The 15,116-nt window shown below is 49.3% G+C and carries 15 protein-coding genes and 1 tRNA gene; 7 read left to right on the top strand and 9 right to left on the bottom strand.

Annotated elements, in window-relative coordinates:
* Positions 1-280 precede the first annotated feature (280 nt).
* From flgE to C6Y40_RS13685, 6 genes are all read right to left on the bottom strand, one after another.
* Entirely contained in the window at positions 281-1,687 is a 1,407-nt protein-coding gene (gene flgE / locus C6Y40_RS13710) for a flagellar hook protein FlgE (protein ID WP_105935077.1), read from the bottom strand.
* Positions 1,688-1,701: 14 nt separating this feature from the next.
* Positions 1,702-2,391, bottom strand: coding sequence for a flagellar hook assembly protein FlgD (flgD, locus tag C6Y40_RS13705; RefSeq protein ID WP_105935076.1), 690 nt, complete (start codon positions 2,389-2,391; stop codon positions 1,702-1,704).
* A gap of 25 nt (positions 2,392-2,416) precedes the next feature.
* Positions 2,417-2,839, bottom strand: a complete 423-nt coding sequence (gene flgC, locus C6Y40_RS13700) for a flagellar basal body rod protein FlgC (protein WP_105935075.1) — start codon at positions 2,837-2,839, stop codon at positions 2,417-2,419.
* Entirely contained in the window at positions 2,836-3,240 is a 405-nt protein-coding gene (flgB, locus tag C6Y40_RS13695) for a flagellar basal body rod protein FlgB (protein ID WP_105935074.1), read from the bottom strand. Before flgB ends, flgC begins: the two co-directional genes overlap by 4 nt.
* Before the next feature lie 99 nt (positions 3,241-3,339).
* Positions 3,340-4,173: a CheR family methyltransferase gene (locus C6Y40_RS13690; protein ID WP_105935073.1), complete on the bottom strand. Its 834-nt coding sequence runs from the start codon at positions 4,171-4,173 to the stop codon at positions 3,340-3,342.
* Positions 4,174-4,192: 19 nt separating this feature from the next.
* Positions 4,193-5,119: a chemotaxis protein CheV gene (locus tag C6Y40_RS13685; RefSeq protein ID WP_105935072.1), complete on the bottom strand. Its 927-nt coding sequence runs from the start codon at positions 5,117-5,119 to the stop codon at positions 4,193-4,195.
* A 145-nt stretch (positions 5,120-5,264) separates the two neighbouring features.
* Between C6Y40_RS13685 and flgA the strand changes: the two genes are divergently transcribed.
* From flgA to C6Y40_RS13665, 4 genes are all read left to right on the top strand, one after another.
* Entirely contained in the window at positions 5,265-5,999 is a 735-nt protein-coding gene (flgA, locus tag C6Y40_RS13680) for a flagellar basal body P-ring formation chaperone FlgA (protein WP_105935071.1), read from the top strand.
* Positions 6,000-6,149: 150 nt separating this feature from the next.
* Complete coding sequence (gene flgM, locus C6Y40_RS13675; RefSeq protein ID WP_105935070.1) at positions 6,150-6,491, top strand: flagellar biosynthesis anti-sigma factor FlgM; 342 nt, start codon at positions 6,150-6,152, stop codon at positions 6,489-6,491.
* 12 nt (positions 6,492-6,503) lie between these two features.
* Positions 6,504-6,935, top strand: a complete 432-nt coding sequence (gene flgN, locus C6Y40_RS13670; protein ID WP_105935069.1) for a flagellar export chaperone FlgN — start codon at positions 6,504-6,506, stop codon at positions 6,933-6,935.
* Between the two features lie 215 nt (positions 6,936-7,150).
* Positions 7,151-7,765 carry a pseudaminic acid biosynthesis-associated methylase gene (locus tag C6Y40_RS13665; RefSeq protein ID WP_105935068.1) on the top strand — a complete coding sequence of 205 codons (615 nt, stop codon included), beginning with the start codon at positions 7,151-7,153 and terminating at the stop codon, positions 7,763-7,765.
* Between the two features lie 239 nt (positions 7,766-8,004).
* On the opposite strand, the gene C6Y40_RS13660 is transcribed toward C6Y40_RS13665, so the two are convergent.
* Positions 8,005-8,481 (bottom strand): LPP20 family lipoprotein, encoded by a 477-nt coding sequence (locus C6Y40_RS13660; RefSeq protein ID WP_170308492.1) that lies wholly within the window; start codon positions 8,479-8,481, stop codon positions 8,005-8,007.
* Positions 8,482-8,786: 305 nt separating this feature from the next.
* Here C6Y40_RS13660 and C6Y40_RS13655 point away from each other — a divergent pair, with 305 nt between their 5' ends.
* From C6Y40_RS13655 to smrA, 3 genes are all read left to right on the top strand, one after another.
* Positions 8,787-9,968 (top strand): flagellar assembly protein T N-terminal domain-containing protein, encoded by a 1,182-nt coding sequence (locus C6Y40_RS13655; protein WP_105935067.1) that lies wholly within the window; start codon positions 8,787-8,789, stop codon positions 9,966-9,968.
* A 41-nt stretch (positions 9,969-10,009) separates the two neighbouring features.
* Positions 10,010-10,085: transfer RNA gene (locus C6Y40_RS13650), tRNA-Arg, on the top strand.
* A gap of 86 nt (positions 10,086-10,171) precedes the next feature.
* Positions 10,172-10,768 carry a DNA endonuclease SmrA gene (smrA, locus tag C6Y40_RS13645; protein ID WP_105935066.1) on the top strand — a complete coding sequence of 199 codons (597 nt, stop codon included), beginning with the start codon at positions 10,172-10,174 and terminating at the stop codon, positions 10,766-10,768.
* 46 nt (positions 10,769-10,814) lie between these two features.
* Here the strand turns inward: smrA and C6Y40_RS24780 are convergent, their stop codons facing one another.
* The gene (locus tag C6Y40_RS24780; RefSeq protein WP_164464596.1) at positions 10,815-10,952 is read right to left on the bottom strand and encodes a hypothetical protein; all 138 of its coding nucleotides are present in this window, start codon (positions 10,950-10,952) and stop codon (positions 10,815-10,817) included.
* A gap of 179 nt (positions 10,953-11,131) precedes the next feature.
* Complete coding sequence (gene purL, locus C6Y40_RS13640; RefSeq protein ID WP_105935065.1) at positions 11,132-15,019, bottom strand: phosphoribosylformylglycinamidine synthase; 3,888 nt, start codon at positions 15,017-15,019, stop codon at positions 11,132-11,134.
* Between the last annotated feature and the right edge of the window lie 97 nt (positions 15,020-15,116).

The raw sequence follows: 15,116 nt of genomic DNA, 5'->3' as shown, positions 1-15,116 counted from the left end.
CCACCCTCAAACACAAAACAGGACTGACTGAGTATCGGGCTTCGCGCTATTTTGCACGCTTACCCTCCTGCCTTGCCGAATCAGGTTCACTTTCGTTGTGTACTTCTAACTTCCTATGGCTTCCTTCGAACCCTGCCGTTGGCCAGCAACGCCCTTGCCATTCGGATTATCTTCCCCTCAGTCAGGGTGATTCAGGTTTCTTTCAACCTGACGGGTTTGCCAGCTTCGCTGGGCAAACAAAAAAGGCCGCGAAAGGCGGCCTCAGAATGATAACGGGATCTTATCGAATATTCAGAATCGTCTGATTAAGCTGGTTGTTAACTTCCAGTGCCCGGGAGTTCGCCTGGAAGTTCCGCTGCGCAATAATCATGTCAATAAGTTCAGTAGTCAGGTTAACGTTAGCCTGTTCAAGGGCGGAGGAGTTAATTTCGCCAAAGGTCCCTGTGGTCGCCTCGCCGGCCAGCGCTTCGCCGGACTCGATTGACTCTTTCCAGGCAGTATTGCTTTGCTGGGTCAGGCCCTGCTCATTGGCAAATCGAACCAACGCAACGCGTACTACCGGCTCTGAGGTACCGTTAGAGAAAGTTGCTCTGACCAGGCCGTCTTCACCGATATCCACACCGGTTAAGCGGCCTACTGGCAGACCATCCTGCTCAAGTGAGGTTACTTCAAAGGCGGAGGCGTACTGAGTTGGCTCATTGATAGTCTGGCCACCCAGCGGATCCAGGTTGAAATCGATACCGATGGTTTGAGTTTGATCGGCACCACCAGTTAACGCAATCGCGGCGTCAGGCGAACCGTCATCCCCCAGTGGTACAGTCACGATGCCACCGGCAGGTATTTGCGAGGTAAAGTCCCCACTCTGGTTAAATGACAATCTGGCCGGTAACCAGGCCTCTGTGTTCCCCGGGTTTTGCGGGTCGTCCCTCGTTGGCAGCGGTACACTGGTATCACCGCCTGCAATATCTACCGGGGTATCATCAAGGGTGGCAAACATTAACCAGCTATTGAGCTGATCCGGGCCAGTTGGTGTCGACTGGTCGGTACCATCTTTCACAAAGTAATAAGTCATTATGTGACTTTCACCGAGTGAATCATAAACGGTTACCGAGGTTGCCGCGTTGTAGGTGAGCGTATCATCAGGATTAAATGCTGTCGGATCGAGATAATCGTCGTTCGCCGGCAGATTCATCCGCATGGTGACTTCCTGCGTTGCCTGCGGTGAGCCTGAGGAGTCGGGAATACGCACAGGTTCGGTAGTACTTAACGCCACTGACGAACTGGTGCCATCCGGGTTAACCGGAAAGCCCAGCAGGTTGTCGCCGCTGCTGTTAACCACAAAGTTGTTTTCGTCCAGCTTAAACTGACCGGCACGGGTAAAGGAAAAATCCCGCGAGGTGATATCGGGTACAGTGGCAAAGAAACCATTACCGGTAATGGCTAAATCCAGTGCCGTATTGGTAAACTGCAGGCTACCCTGACTGAACTGTTGGGCCACTTCCTGCGTGAGGACGCCATCACCTACTTTGGTTTTACCGCTGGCTAACAGTGAGGCGGCATATACATCACCAAACTCGGCCCGCGACTCTTTAAAACCTACCGTGTTCACATTGGCAATGTTATTTGCGGTAGTGTCTAAATCTTTTTGTGCGGCAGAGACGCCACTTAATGCAATGTTAAAAGACATGTGCTTTTCTCCTACTAACTGCCGATCTGGATAACGTCGTCAAGATTGATACTGACATCACCCTCTAAATTCAAAATAATGCCCTGGTTGCTGCCAGCCAGGCTTACACTGCTAACGTGGCGATGAATAGCGGTGGAAATTGCTACCCCTTCACCATTCACCTGGCCGTTTGCACTCACCAGATATTCGCCGGGCGGCATTAAATTGCCGCTGCGGTCGGTACCATCCCAGTTGAACTCAATGTTGCCGGCCCCCTGGGTGCCTGCGTCGATGGTTCTGACGACTTCACCGTTGGCATTGGTGATAGTAATTTCCATGTTCTGTACGGTTTGTTCGTTTACCACAAAACCACTGAGGCCGGCGCCTTCACTGCCCATGTAGCCTACGTTGGCTTCTACCAGCACATCCTGGCCAATCAGGCTGGAAGCCTGTAATGCCTGGTTCGACGTCATGAAGGTAGCGAAGCTTTCAAACTTCTCATTCAGTTTGCTGATGCCGTCGGCAGTGGTGAACTGGGTCATCTGCGAAACCATCTGATCGTTATCCACCGGCTTGGTAGGATCCTGATTAGACAGCTGCTCTGTTAACAGGGCGAAAAAGTCTTCCTGAGACAGGTTCTGCTCCGAGCCATCGGACACTTTGACCTTTTCTTCCTGCCAATAGAGGTCAGTATTGAGACCCTGCGTGTTGGTAATTGTACTCACGTTAGTATCCTCTTAATGACCGCTACTACTGACCACGGCCAAGGGTTAACACCCGACGGAAAATGCGCTTAGTGGTATCTGCCAGTTGGACGTTGGTTTCATAAGCTTTGGAGGCAGACATCATATCGGCCATCTCTTCCACGATATTGACGTTCGGCTTATAGATGTAACCATTTTCGTCAGCCAGGGGATTATGCGGTGCATACTCAGTTTGTAGCGGACGGTCGCTCTCGACCACACCCAGTACCTTAACTTCAGAGCCCTTGCTGTAATCATTGGTTGCGCGATTCAGCTCGGCAGCAAAAACAGCATGACGGGCACGATAGGTATCCTGCTCACTACTACTTACCGAATTGGCATTGGCAATATTACTTGCCGTGGTGTTCAGGCGTACGCTTTCAGCATGCATACCTGACGCAGAAATTGACATAACATCAAACAGACTCATTGACCTTGTCCTCCACTTAACGCTTTCTTCATGCCTTTCACTTTACCGTTGAGAAACTCAATAGTGGCCTGATAGCGCATACCTGTATCTAAGAATTCATTACGTTCGCGCTGGACTTCGACGGTATTGCCGTCGCCGGTATCCGGCTGAGAGGGGATCCTAAAGCCGATGTTTGTTGATGACACCATGCCGCCACTCATGTGTTTATCGTGAGTGCGTGTCATCGACTGGCCGCTGGAATTCTGAGCGCTGGCCATTGCTTTTTGAAAATCGATGCCGCGGGCTTTGTAACCCGGCGTGTTGGCATTGGCCAGATTACCGGCAATGACTTCCATCTTATCGTTGCGGATCTTCAAAGCGTTCTGATGAAAACCCACGAGCTTGTCTAAATTAATGGCCATAGCACTTCTCCTCTATCGCAAAGATAAAAGCAAACTAAGTGCCAACAAAAGCAGGAAGTAAGAAATACACGAAAAGAAAAAACTAACTATCTATTTTAATTAGTCTTTTTTGGTGTAATACAAGCCAGGGTTACATTTAACCATGCGGTAACAATCGGCCGCTGCGGCCACCGATTCCGACGCACCGAGAAACAGGATGCCGCCCGGGTTTAACTGGGCGGCAATTTGTTGCAGTATTTTTTGTTTCAGCTCTGTAGAGAAGTAAATCAGCACATTGCGGCAAAAGACAATATCGAACTTGCCCAGCGAAGAATAGCTGTGCAGCAGGTTCAGACTGCGAAAGCTGACCATACGGCGTACTTCAGGCTTCACCTGTAACATGCCGCTGGCATGCTGCTGGAAGTACCTTTGCCGGCGCTCGGCCGATAAACCGCGTGCCAGTGAGAGCTCATCGTAAGCGCCCTCTTCACACTTTCTCAGCATATTACTGGATAAGTCAGTGGCCAGAATCTCCGCAGACAACGAACCGGCGCCGGGGTTATTACGCTGATATTCCAGTAATGACATGGCAATGGAATAAGGCTCCTGACCAGAGGAGCATGCTGCACTCCAGATCCGAATACGTCGTTGCCGGGTGGCAAGGGTGGGCAGTATTTGCCGGATCAATAGTTCAAACGGGTAGCTGTCACGAAACCACAGGGTTTCGTTGGTGGTCATGGCATCGATAACCTGCTGTAGTAATCCGCGGTCGCGACCGGAGATGGATTGCCTTAACAGCTCATCGATATTAGTTAATTGGCGCTCGTGCAACAGCCCGCCCAAACGGCTTCGCACTAAGTACTGCTTATTATCGCCAAGCACGATACCGCACTGCTGTTCCAGAAACTCCCGGAACTGGCGGTACGCGTCAGGCGACACATCCTTATTAATCAATCAGTGTATACTCCGTTGATTATTCTTCAGGACCCAGCCATTTCTGAACAGCGCTAGCCAGTTCATCAGGATGAAATTTAGCAATAAAGTCGTCTGCGCCCACCTTTTTCACCATCGCCTGATTAAATACGCCACTTAAAGAAGTATGCAGAACCACATGCAGTTTTTGCAGCTCCGGGGTATTCTTAATTTCGGCAGTGAGGGTGTACCCATCCATTTCCGGCATTTCAATATCAGACACCAGCACCCCTACCTTGTCGGTAACATCACCGGTTTCCTCGGCAATCTCTTTCAGGCGCTTGAGCGCTTCCAGGCCATTTTTGGCCATTTCAATTTCCATTCCAAGGGTGGTCAGGGCCCTTTTCACCTGATTACGGGCAACGGAAGAATCGTCAGCAATAAAAATAATTTTATCTTTATGTGCGTCAGTATTAAGGGTCGATGCAACCTCAGCGCTCACTTCAGTATTCAGTGGGGAAATCTCATTGAGGATCTTTTCTACATCAAGGATTTCAACCAGTTCACCTTCAACTTCAGTCACGGCGGTCAGGTAGCTGGCCCTGCCGGTTCCCTGCGGGGGTGGCATGATGGCATCCCAATTGGTATTGATAATGCGCTCGACGGCCCCTACCAGAAAGCCTTGTACCGACCGGTTATATTCCGCAATCACAATAAACGCTGTTTTAAGGTCTTCTATGCGCCGTCCACCGGTTGCCATACTCAAATCGATCACTGAGATGGTCTGGCCGCGGATATGCGCAATGCCGCGCACCAATGGGTTCAGCTTGGGCATCGCAGTTAACGCCGGGCACTGTAAGACCTCGCGAACCTTAAACACATTGATGCCAAAACGTTGACGACCATTGAGACGAAACAGCAATAACTCCAGCCGGTTCTGGCCAACCAACTGCGTGCGTTGGTTCACCGAATCTAAAATTCCAGACATACATCACCTCGATATTTCAATATGGGCATAGAGTTTGCGTACTTATTTAATAACATGGGTTGCGTCAATTAACTGTCGCCGCATCTTTGATTAGCAAAACTCGCTGATTTGTATTTAATAATAGTCAAAATGAAAACGTCTGAACATGAAAATATTGAAAACATTACTCACGCCGGTGCGCCTGACTTTCATCTTGACCGCAGGTTTCACCTTAGCTCACTTTAACGCAATTGCCCAAGAAAAAGCCGAAACGGCCCACGAGCAATTGGCGCGCAATGTAGCAGAATATTTAACCCGGCAACTTGAGCCAGGTCAGCAAAATAATTTGGCAGATAATTTAACCATATCCGTAACACCTATTGATAGCCGGATAAACATTCCTGATTGCGATGTGCCCTTTAGCTTTGATGTTGCATCTGACACCTTACATTTAAGTTATCTGAATGTACGGGTTAGTTGCGACACCAGTAACTGGTATTTATTTTCCAGTGCCAAAGTCACCCGTACCCGCACTATCGTTGTCACCGCGTCAATGATTAGCCCGGATACGGTACTATCCGCCAGTCATTTAACGCTGGCAGAAGTAGACATTAAACAGTTACGTCATACGCCGTTTACCAGTATTGAGCAACTCTCGGGGGCACGTTTAAAGTACCGGGTTCGGGAAGGCCAGCCGGTACAAAGCAATATGCTGTGTTTTATATGTAAAGGTGATAAAATCACCATCAGTGGACAGGCGGGCGCAGTGCAGGTTAAAACATCCGGGATTGCACGGCAGGACGGTGTTATTGGCGACACCATTGAAGTCGTTAATGCCAGCTCCAATAAGTCGGTGATTGCCGAGGTGGCCAGCACTCAGGAAGTCATTGTTAACTTGTGATAAGGTTAACGCGCAGTGCAGGATGCGAAAGCGATAACCAGTCCTTTAATTTGATGCGATTTTTTATACAAAAAATGCTAATTTGGTCTAAAGAAAATCTACCCGCAGCCGATATAACTACTGAGGTGTAAAAGGTAGTGGAAACAAATTATGGCAATTAACAATGTAAACAATGGCTTACCAAAAGCGCCTGTTGATAATAACAAGGTCAACAGTCAGCAACAGCCAAAACAAAACCAAACAGCAGTCCAGCAGGCTGCCACATCAACTGCACAAGCTGCGAGCGCGCCGCGTCAGGATTCCGTGTCGTTGACACAATCTGCCCAGCAGTTAAATCAGGTGCAAAAGAAAAGTGCCGAAGCGCCGGTGAATGAGGAAAAAGTGGATAAGCTGAAAAAAGCGATCCAGAATGGCGAATACAAAGTTGACCCGCAGGCGCTGGCGAAAAAAATCGCCCGACTCGAGTCTGAAATTTTTGGTATCAAATCCTGATAAGTGAGTAATATGACGGCCACGCTAATTGATCAGCTAAAACTTCAAACTCAACAGCTCTCTTCATTTAAGGCGATGCTGGACAAAGAGTTACATCTGATCGGTAGCCGTGACGCCGAAGCACTGATGACGCTTCTGCATGACAAAGAAGCCCTTTTGTCCGCTATTCAGAACCTCGATGAGACCGTTAATCCCCAGTTGGCGGCGCTACAACAGGATGCGCCGTTGTCTGATGAAATACTCGCCCTGATTGAGCAATCCAAAACGCTGTTGATTGAATGTCAGTACTGTACAGAAGTAAACCAGAGAGCGATTGAACAAGGCCAGTTACGCTTAGCCCATTTACGTAATCTGATGATGGATATTCGTGCCAAAGAATCATTGACCTACGATAAGGCCGGTAAGAAAAAAGGCGGTTTTTCAGGTAAAGGCGTAAGCGCGTAAACCACAATAACTTAAACAATTAAATACGTGCCTTAAAGATTTTGCACACATAGGTTAAGTTATGCTGAACTTGCACGGTCTGTATTTCGCTCACATGCATAAACGGATTAGTCGGGACAGAACCGCTGCCGGCAAACACGAAGCACCTAACGCTGTTCAGCCAGAATGAAAGATCTATTAATTAAAAATATCAAAATCAGATTAATGAGTTCCTCATGACATACCAAACTGAGCAAGAAAATTTTTGGGCTGGAAACTTCGGCGAAGACTACATCAAAAGAAACAATTCTGAATCGCTGCTTAATTCTAAAGTTGCCATGTGGTCGCGAATGCTAAGGGCTGCACATAATGTGACTTCTGCTCAGGAACTTGGTTGTAACATTGGCCTCAACCTGGTTGCTCTGAAGCGCTTAAACCCCGCGCTTCAGCTCAGTGGTTACGAAATAAATGAATCAGCGGCTAAACAGGCTGAAAGTTTTGGTGTCGCCGACATTACTGTTGGTTCAATACTCGATTCTATTGAACATTCGCCTAAAGCAGACCTGACGTTTACCGCTGGCGTGCTTATTCATATCAACCCTGACTATTTAGATAACGTTTACCAGAATTTGGTAAATGGCTCTAATCGCTATGTGCTTGTGGCGGAATATTACAATCCATCGCCTACCCAAATCACCTATAAAGGCCATCAAAATAAGTTATTTAAACGTGATTTTGCCGGCGATTTGATTGATAACTATGGTTTGAAACTGATTGACTATGGGTTTATCTACAAGCGAGATAACTGGGCACCGCAAGATGACATCACCTGGTTCTTACTCGAAAAGTAAGCATTAATCCCCTTCCCGCCCGCTTAACCAGCCATTAATCAACCTGATTTAAGATGTTTCAACATACCTGGAACACGCAGGCTCAACACGATGATGACGGCGTCAAAAATGATCCTGGTGCTATTTAATTAGCGCACAATTTACCAACAATGCCAGGCTTAATACCGCTTATTATGATTTCTCTGGCTGAATACTATCCGGGCAATAATGAGTTGGGTCAGGTAATAACCGGTAGTGCCTTAATAATACTTTACCGTTTTTAAGCGCTGGGGGCGGGCTGTCGACACATAAATGTTATACACCTGCTGCATGTCGAGTTCCAGTTCGGTGGCATAGGTATCCTCCCCTACCGGATAGGCTTTTACTACCTTAGCGCCGCGGATCACCCCTTCTACCGATGCCTGCAACTGCGCGTTGTTAATAACCATGTTGGCCAGTGACTGCTGACCATTGATTCGTTGCCCGTAGACCTGTTCAGCCAGTTCTCGGTATGCATCGAGCTTTGATGCTTTCATGGCCATAATATTCTTTTCTGAATCGGAGCCGCCATGCTGCGAGGCGATTGGTGCATAGCCCACCGCGGTTAGCACAGGGTATTCGTCGGGCTCAACGGTTTCCCATTCGACATGCTTATCAAACATGGATGTGCAGCCACTGATGAATAACAGGCAGCCTAGCAAAGCAAGCGCTTTGTTAATGTGTGTTAAAACCGTCATAAAACCACCGTAATTTTGTGCAGTCTGAATAGTGCTGTTATCCGCTGCGCGTAACCAGGCGTTGGCAAAACGGACAATCACTTTGTACTTGTCAGAAGTTAGCAATATTTATGCCCAGTGACAGGATGAATTTTGGGAACGATATATGCAGAGCCAACTACAACAATGACTAAACGAGTCATAGGATTGACACTTTGCATACCGCTCACGGCTCCTCGGGGCTTTTGTATAAAGGGCGCAGCAAGAGCAATATCAGCAAACAACAAGCGCATTGCAACAGCCAATAAGTGGTGAGAGTAATAGTAATGAAGACAATGTACACACTGATTGCCCGGTTAACCGTTTTTTTATCGGCGACAACCTGCCTGCTATTAGCCTTTGCAGGGCAAAGTTATGCCGTTTGGTATGAGACCCAGGGGCAGTCAGTGGTATTAAACGGCAATAAGGTTCAGGCCAAACATCAGGCGACTGAAGAAGCTCTGCGCCAGGCCATGTTATTCGCCGGCGCTTCGGTACGCAGCGTTCAGCAGCTTACCGACGGCTTACTCAATGATGAACGCCTTGAGGTGAGCGCGTCGGGAGAAGTTCGCCAGTTAGAGCTTATCTCAGAAACCTGGCATGATAATGCGGTCACGGTACGGATCCGTGCCGATATCTTTCCCAGTCAACAACAGTGCTCTGCCGCCCCTTTCAGCAAAACCATTGCCACCAGCTATTTCCCGTTGCTTGAGCGTCAGCACGCCCAGGACGGTCAGATTCAGGAACTGGGGCGTCTCGTCACCGCCCGCTTAAAGCGTGAATTCGATCAATCAGCGCAACATGCAGTGATCAGCAGTATTGAGCCTTATGTAGTGCACTGGCAGTCCAGGCAAATTCGCGATCAGGCTACGGCTCTGGCTACGCAAACCAAAAGTCAGTTTGTTCTAACCGGCGTAATTGAGGACCTCAGCGTTTACCGGCCGGAAGGGAACGCCCTGGCTTTCTGGCAGGACGACTCGGCCACCCGGAGCTTTCGGTTAAGGGTAGAACTTATCGACGGTATCAATGGTGCCCCGCTATTAAATAAAACCTATGAGACCGAATCAGAATGGGAGTTCGACCGCTTCGCGCAACTCGATGCATCTTCCAACCAGTTCTGGCAAAGCGCCTATGGCCTGGCCCTGCAAAACCAGCTACGCCAGTTGCAAAGCGATGTAGACTCGACACTGGCCTGTGTCCCCGCCACAGGTCGGGTGATCAGTATCAACGGCGGCAATGAATTGAGTATCTCTCTGGGTCGCCAGCACGGTCTTAAACCGGGCGATACCCTGTCGATATATCAGATTCAGGAGGTCACCGATTATCGTGGTGTGAAATTTACCCAGTATCACCTGTATCCCGAAGAAGTAACAGTCATTGAAGCCTACGCCGATAACGCGCGGGTAAAAGCCGCCGAAGAGGGCCTTCTGGCCAATATTCAGCCAAACGACTTCGTTGCTAAGCGTTAGGGCTTTAGATTTTCGCCCGCCTATCTATAATGGGGATTCGTGTCCCCATAGTTTAACTGGATAAAACAAGAACCTCCTAAGTTTTAGATCTGCGTTCGAGTCGCGGTGGGGACGCCATCCAACTACTACAACTTCGATAAGTACTGAACTTTAACGCCAGTCGCGCGTAATATAAAACAGAGACTTAGTTGATCGGGGGAGATATGCGGGACGACGATCAGGATTTTGAACAACTGGATAGCTTTCAGGATTTCCTGCAGGAACTCGGCGATGTAAAACCGATAAAGTCTGACGATAAAGTTCACCTCCAGCAAACCCAGCAAGCCATTGAAAAGCAAATGCGTCGTGACGCCCTGCTAGCTCAGAAGCCCAAAGAAAGTCCGTTAACTTTTGAAGGAGTTAAACCGGTCAAGCCGGACGATTTTCTTGAATTTAAACAGGCCGGCATACAGGATGGCGTGTACAAAAATCTGCGCCAGGGCAAATATCCGATTGAGCAAAAAATTTCGCTGGCCGGGCTCTCATTGCGGGATTCCAGCATCACGCTGTATCAGAAGATTAATGCTGCCCATGAACGTGGCGCAAGAACTCTGTTGATTCAACATGGCAAGGGAGAGCAAAGTCAGCCCTTCCCCGCTTTGAAAAAATCTTACGTAAATCACTGGCTGGTGCAGTTTAATAACGTGATTGCCTTTCATACTGCCCAACCTATGCACGGCGGATTGGGGGCGACTTACGTTTTACTCAAGAAACACCCTAACCAAAAGATGATAAATCGCGAAAAACAGGCAAAACGATAACCTGCCATAAATGACATAATTATCGTTAACTAATTAATTTTATTAATTATTTTGAAGTGATTTGTTGAACTTCGGTAGATAATTCAGCTGACTGGGCGGAGGTTCCAAACGCTGCTGTAACGATCATAAGCAGCACTGCAACAGCCACGCCGGTTAAGCCGAAACCTTTTGAAGAACGATTCATATTCGTCTCTTATTATTTCTAGACCACTGTAAAATTGAGCACAGCGATGTTAACCCATCCCCTACAAGTCCTTGTAACCACACAGCATTCCATACTGCATGCACTACTTTAATGCAGTAGAAGGGCGCTGGCAAGGTGTCTGGACAATTATTTGACACCTTACCGTCATTTTTTTGAAATTAATCAACAAAACGCCGTGCATTGCGGAAAATGCGCATCCACGGAGAATCTTCCTGCCACTCATCAGCACGCCATGAGTTAGCTACCGCTCTGAATACACGCTCAGGGTGCGGCATCATGATAGTACAGCGGCCATCATCAGTCGTAAGGCCAGTGATCCCCATTGGCGAGCCATTCGGGTTAGCCGGATACTGAGACGCCACTTCGCCGTAGTTATTTACATAACGAAGAGCCACTTTGTCCTGTACCGACTGTAAGTCAGTTTGTGCTGCAAATTCTGCACGCCCTTCACCGTGAGAAACGGCAATCGGCATTCTCGAGCCTGCCATATCGGCAAACAGTACCGATTTGGACTGTTGCACCTCGACCATGGCAACGCGCGCTTCAAAGCGCTCTGACTTATTGGTTACAAAGTGTGGCCAATGTGCCGTTCCGGGGATCAGAGATTTAAGGTTCGACAGCATCTGACAACCATTACAAACCCCGAGGCTAAAGGTGTCGTCGCGGTGGAAGAAACCTTCAAACTGTTCACGGGCACGCTGATTAAACAGAATAGACTTCGCCCAGCCCTCACCAGCACCAAGCACGTCACCATAAGAGAAGCCACCACAGGCCGCCAGGCCTTTGAAGTCTTCCAGCGCAACAGCGCCCGACAGCACATCGCTCATGTGAACATCGATGGCGGTAAATCCGGCCCGGCTAAAGGCTGCCGCCATCTCCAGATGAGAGTTCACCCCCTGCTCGCGCAGGATAGCTATACGTGGCTTGATGCCCTTAGCAATATACGGTGCAGCCACATCATCGTTGATGTCGTAACTCAGTTTAGCGTGCAGGCCAGGATCTTTGGCGTCTTGTTTGGCTTTATGTTCCTCATCTGCACATTCCGGGTTATCCCGCAAACGCTGCATAGCGTGTGTGGTTTCGGCCCACATTGCACGGTAAGTGGTTCGTGCCTCGCTAAGCACAACTTCGCCGCCACGGGTAAACTCGATGGTATCAGTAGGATTTAATGTCCCTACGTTATGCACCATCTCGCCCAGGCCATTTGCGGCGAATACGGCAAGAACGCTCTCCACATCGTCAGCAGAGACCTGCAATACTGCACCCAGCTCTTCGCTGTATAGCGCTGCCAGGTCGTCATCGCCCAGCGAATCAAGCGCTACACTCACACCGGTTTTACCCGCAAAGGCCATTTCGGCTACGCTTACAAATAAACCACCGTCAGAGCGATCGTGATAGGCCAGCAGTTTGCCATCCGCCAGTAATACCTGCACGGCATTAAAGAAATTAAGCAGTAATTCCGGCGCATCCAGATCAACCGGCGTTTTTCCTAACTGGTTATAGACCTGAGCCAGACAGCTGGCGCCTAACCGGTTTTTACCTGCACCTAAGTCAACCAGCAATAAGGCTGTCTCGCCTTTGTCGGTGCGCAGTTGAGGCGTTACCGTTTTGCGAATATCCGTTGCTGCACCAAAGGCGGTGATCACCAGTGACAGTGGCGCGGTAACCGACTTATCTTCACCGTTGTCTTGCCAGGCGGTTTTCATCGACATAGAGTCTTTGCCCACCGGAATGGTCAGGCCCAGTGCCGGGCATAATTCTTCACCTACCGCTTTTACCGCTTCATATAAGCCCGCGTCTTCGCCCGGATGTCCGGCTGCCGCCATCCAGTTCGCCGACAATTTAATGCGTTTCATGTCACCAATGTGGGCGGCTGCGATATTGGTAATAGACTCACCTACTGCCAGTCGTGCAGAAGCTGCGTAATCGAGCAAGGCAACCGGGGTACGTTCACCCATCGCCATTGCTTCACCATGATAGGTGTCGAATGCCGATGCAGTTACGGCAACATCGGCAACCGGTACCTGCCAAGGGCCCACCATCTGGTCGCGGCTCACCAAACCGGTTACGCTGCGATCGCCTATAGTGATTAAGAATGTTTTCTCAGCTATGGCCGGTAAGCGCAGCAAACGCTCAGCGGCGTCGGCAACACTAATCTCTGCACAATCCAGTTCAGCTGAACTGTGTGTGGCGCTGGCCACATCCCGATGCATCTTAGGCGGCTTGCCTAATAAAACTTCCAGCGGTAAATCGATAGGCTGGTTATCAAAATGCTCGTCATTCAGCAACAGGTGTTGCGCTTCAGTGGCTTCGCCAATTACCGCGAAAGGCGCGCGCTCACGCTGACAAATAGCTTCGAACACAGCCAGTTTATCCGGCGCTACCGACATGACGTAACGTTCCTGGGATTCGTTACACCAGATTTCCAGTGGCGACATGCCCGGCTCGTCTGACAACACTTTACGCAGTTCAAAGCGTCCGCCGCGACCACCATCGTTCACCAGCTCCGGCATTGCGTTGGATAAACCACCCGCCCCCACATCGTGGATAAACTGAATAGGGTTGTCTTCACCTAACTGCCAGCAGGCGTCGATAACTTCCTGACAGCGGCGTTCCATCTCCGGGTTATCCCGTTGTACCGAGGCAAAGTCGAGATCTTCACTGGACTGCCCGGATGTCATGGAAGAAGCGGCACCGCCGCCCAGGCCAATGTTCATTGCCGGGCCGCCAAGAACGATGAGTTTAGCGCCAACTGTAATTTCACCTTTTTCGACGTGATCCTGACGAATGTTACCTAAACCACCGGCCAGCATAATCGGTTTGTGATAACCACGTACTTCGTTGCCGTTAAAGCTGTTTACTTCCTGCTCGTAGGTACGGAAATACCCTAACAGGTTAGGACGGCCAAACTCGTTGTTGAACGCGGCACCACCAAGTGGGCCATCGATCATAATATCCAGCGCGCTAACTATACGGGTAGGCTTGCCATAATCGACTTCCCATGGACGCACTGCATCAGGCAGTTTCAGGTTCGACACGGTAAAACCAACCAGACCGGCTTTTGGCTTAGAACCACGACCGGTAGCCCCTTCGTCACGAATTTCACCACCAGAACCCGTTGCAGCACCAGGGAATGGTGAAATTGCAGTGGGATGGTTGTGGGTTTCTACCTTCATCAGGATAGCGATATCTTCGTGATGATAAGTGTACTCATGAGACTGTGGCTCAGGGAAGAATCGGCCAGCCTGCCAGCCTTCCATTACCGCAGCGTTATCTTTATAGGCTGAGAATACATACTCCGGGCATAGCTCGAAGGTGTTCTTGATCATTTTGAACAATGACTTAGGCTGCACCTCGCCATCAATGGTCCAGTCGGCATTGAAAATTTTATGGCGACAGTGCTCAGAGTTAGCCTGAGCAAACATGTAAAGCTCAATATCGTTAGGGTTACGCCCCAACTTCACAAAATTATCAAACAGGTAGTCAATTTCGTCATCAGCCAGGGCCAGACCCAGCGTTTGGTTGGCTGAAACCAGCGCGTCTTTACCCGCGCCTAGAATATCTACCGAGTTGAACTCCCGGGGCTGATGCTTATCAAACAGTACCAACGCGTCCTCTGGCGCAGCAAATACGCTTTCGGTCATACGATCATGAAGCGCTGCGGCTACCAGCTTACGCTGTTCATCTGTGAACGGCTGTGCCGCTGTCACATAAAAAGCACAACCACGTTCAACCCGGGCAATCGCCGTTAATCCGCAGTTATAGGCAATGTCGGTAGCTTTACTTGACCACGGCGAGATAGTGCCGGGACGGGGAGTAACGAAAAAACATTCGCCGGTGGCAGCTTCCTGTGCCTGCTTCGGTCCATAGGTTAACAATTTATCCAACACCGATAATTGTTCTTCAGTTAACGCCTGTTGCGTATCCACTAGATGAACATATTCGCTGTAAAGGTGAGTAACGTCGACACCGGATTGCTGCAGTCGTTGGATTAATTTAGCTGTGCGGAAGTCAGATAACGCCGGAGCGCCACGTAGGACCAACATAGTTTGCTACCTAATTTGTGAGAACCGCCGGGTAGAAAACGCCAATCTGCCGTCGGTCCTGGTTGTGAACTTGTTTGGCGCGGATTATAGTGGAAAA

It is taken from the genome of Marisediminitalea alba (genome assembly GCF_002993365.1).
Lineage (GTDB): Bacteria > Pseudomonadota > Gammaproteobacteria > Enterobacterales > Alteromonadaceae > Alteromonas > Alteromonas alba.
This window is presented reverse-complemented; position numbering and strand designations above follow the sequence as displayed.

Excerpts from the sequence above, each read along its gene's own strand:
- flgE (WP_105935077.1), bottom strand. The coding sequence starts at position 1,687 with ATGTCTTTTAACATTGCATTAAGTGGCGTCTCTGCCGCACAAAAAGAT.
- flgC (WP_105935075.1), bottom strand. The coding sequence starts at position 2,839 with ATGAGTCTGTTTGATGTTATGTCAATTTCTGCGTCAGGTATGCATGCT.
- flgB (WP_105935074.1), bottom strand. The coding sequence starts at position 3,240 with ATGGCCATTAATTTAGACAAGCTCGTGGGTTTTCATCAGAACGCTTTG.
- C6Y40_RS13685 (WP_105935072.1), bottom strand. The coding sequence starts at position 5,119 with ATGTCTGGAATTTTAGATTCGGTGAACCAACGCACGCAGTTGGTTGGC.
- flgA (WP_105935071.1), top strand. The coding sequence starts at position 5,265 with ATGAAAATATTGAAAACATTACTCACGCCGGTGCGCCTGACTTTCATC.
- flgM (WP_105935070.1), top strand. The coding sequence starts at position 6,150 with ATGGCAATTAACAATGTAAACAATGGCTTACCAAAAGCGCCTGTTGAT.
- flgN (WP_105935069.1), top strand. The coding sequence starts at position 6,504 with ATGACGGCCACGCTAATTGATCAGCTAAAACTTCAAACTCAACAGCTC.
- C6Y40_RS13665 (WP_105935068.1), top strand. The coding sequence starts at position 7,151 with ATGACATACCAAACTGAGCAAGAAAATTTTTGGGCTGGAAACTTCGGC.
- C6Y40_RS13660 (WP_170308492.1), bottom strand. The coding sequence starts at position 8,481 with ATGACGGTTTTAACACACATTAACAAAGCGCTTGCTTTGCTAGGCTGC.
- C6Y40_RS13655 (WP_105935067.1), top strand. The coding sequence starts at position 8,787 with ATGAAGACAATGTACACACTGATTGCCCGGTTAACCGTTTTTTTATCG.
- smrA (WP_105935066.1), top strand. The coding sequence starts at position 10,172 with ATGCGGGACGACGATCAGGATTTTGAACAACTGGATAGCTTTCAGGAT.
- C6Y40_RS24780 (WP_164464596.1), bottom strand. The coding sequence starts at position 10,952 with ATGAATCGTTCTTCAAAAGGTTTCGGCTTAACCGGCGTGGCTGTTGCA.
- purL (WP_105935065.1), bottom strand. The coding sequence starts at position 15,019 with ATGTTGGTCCTACGTGGCGCTCCGGCGTTATCTGACTTCCGCACAGCT.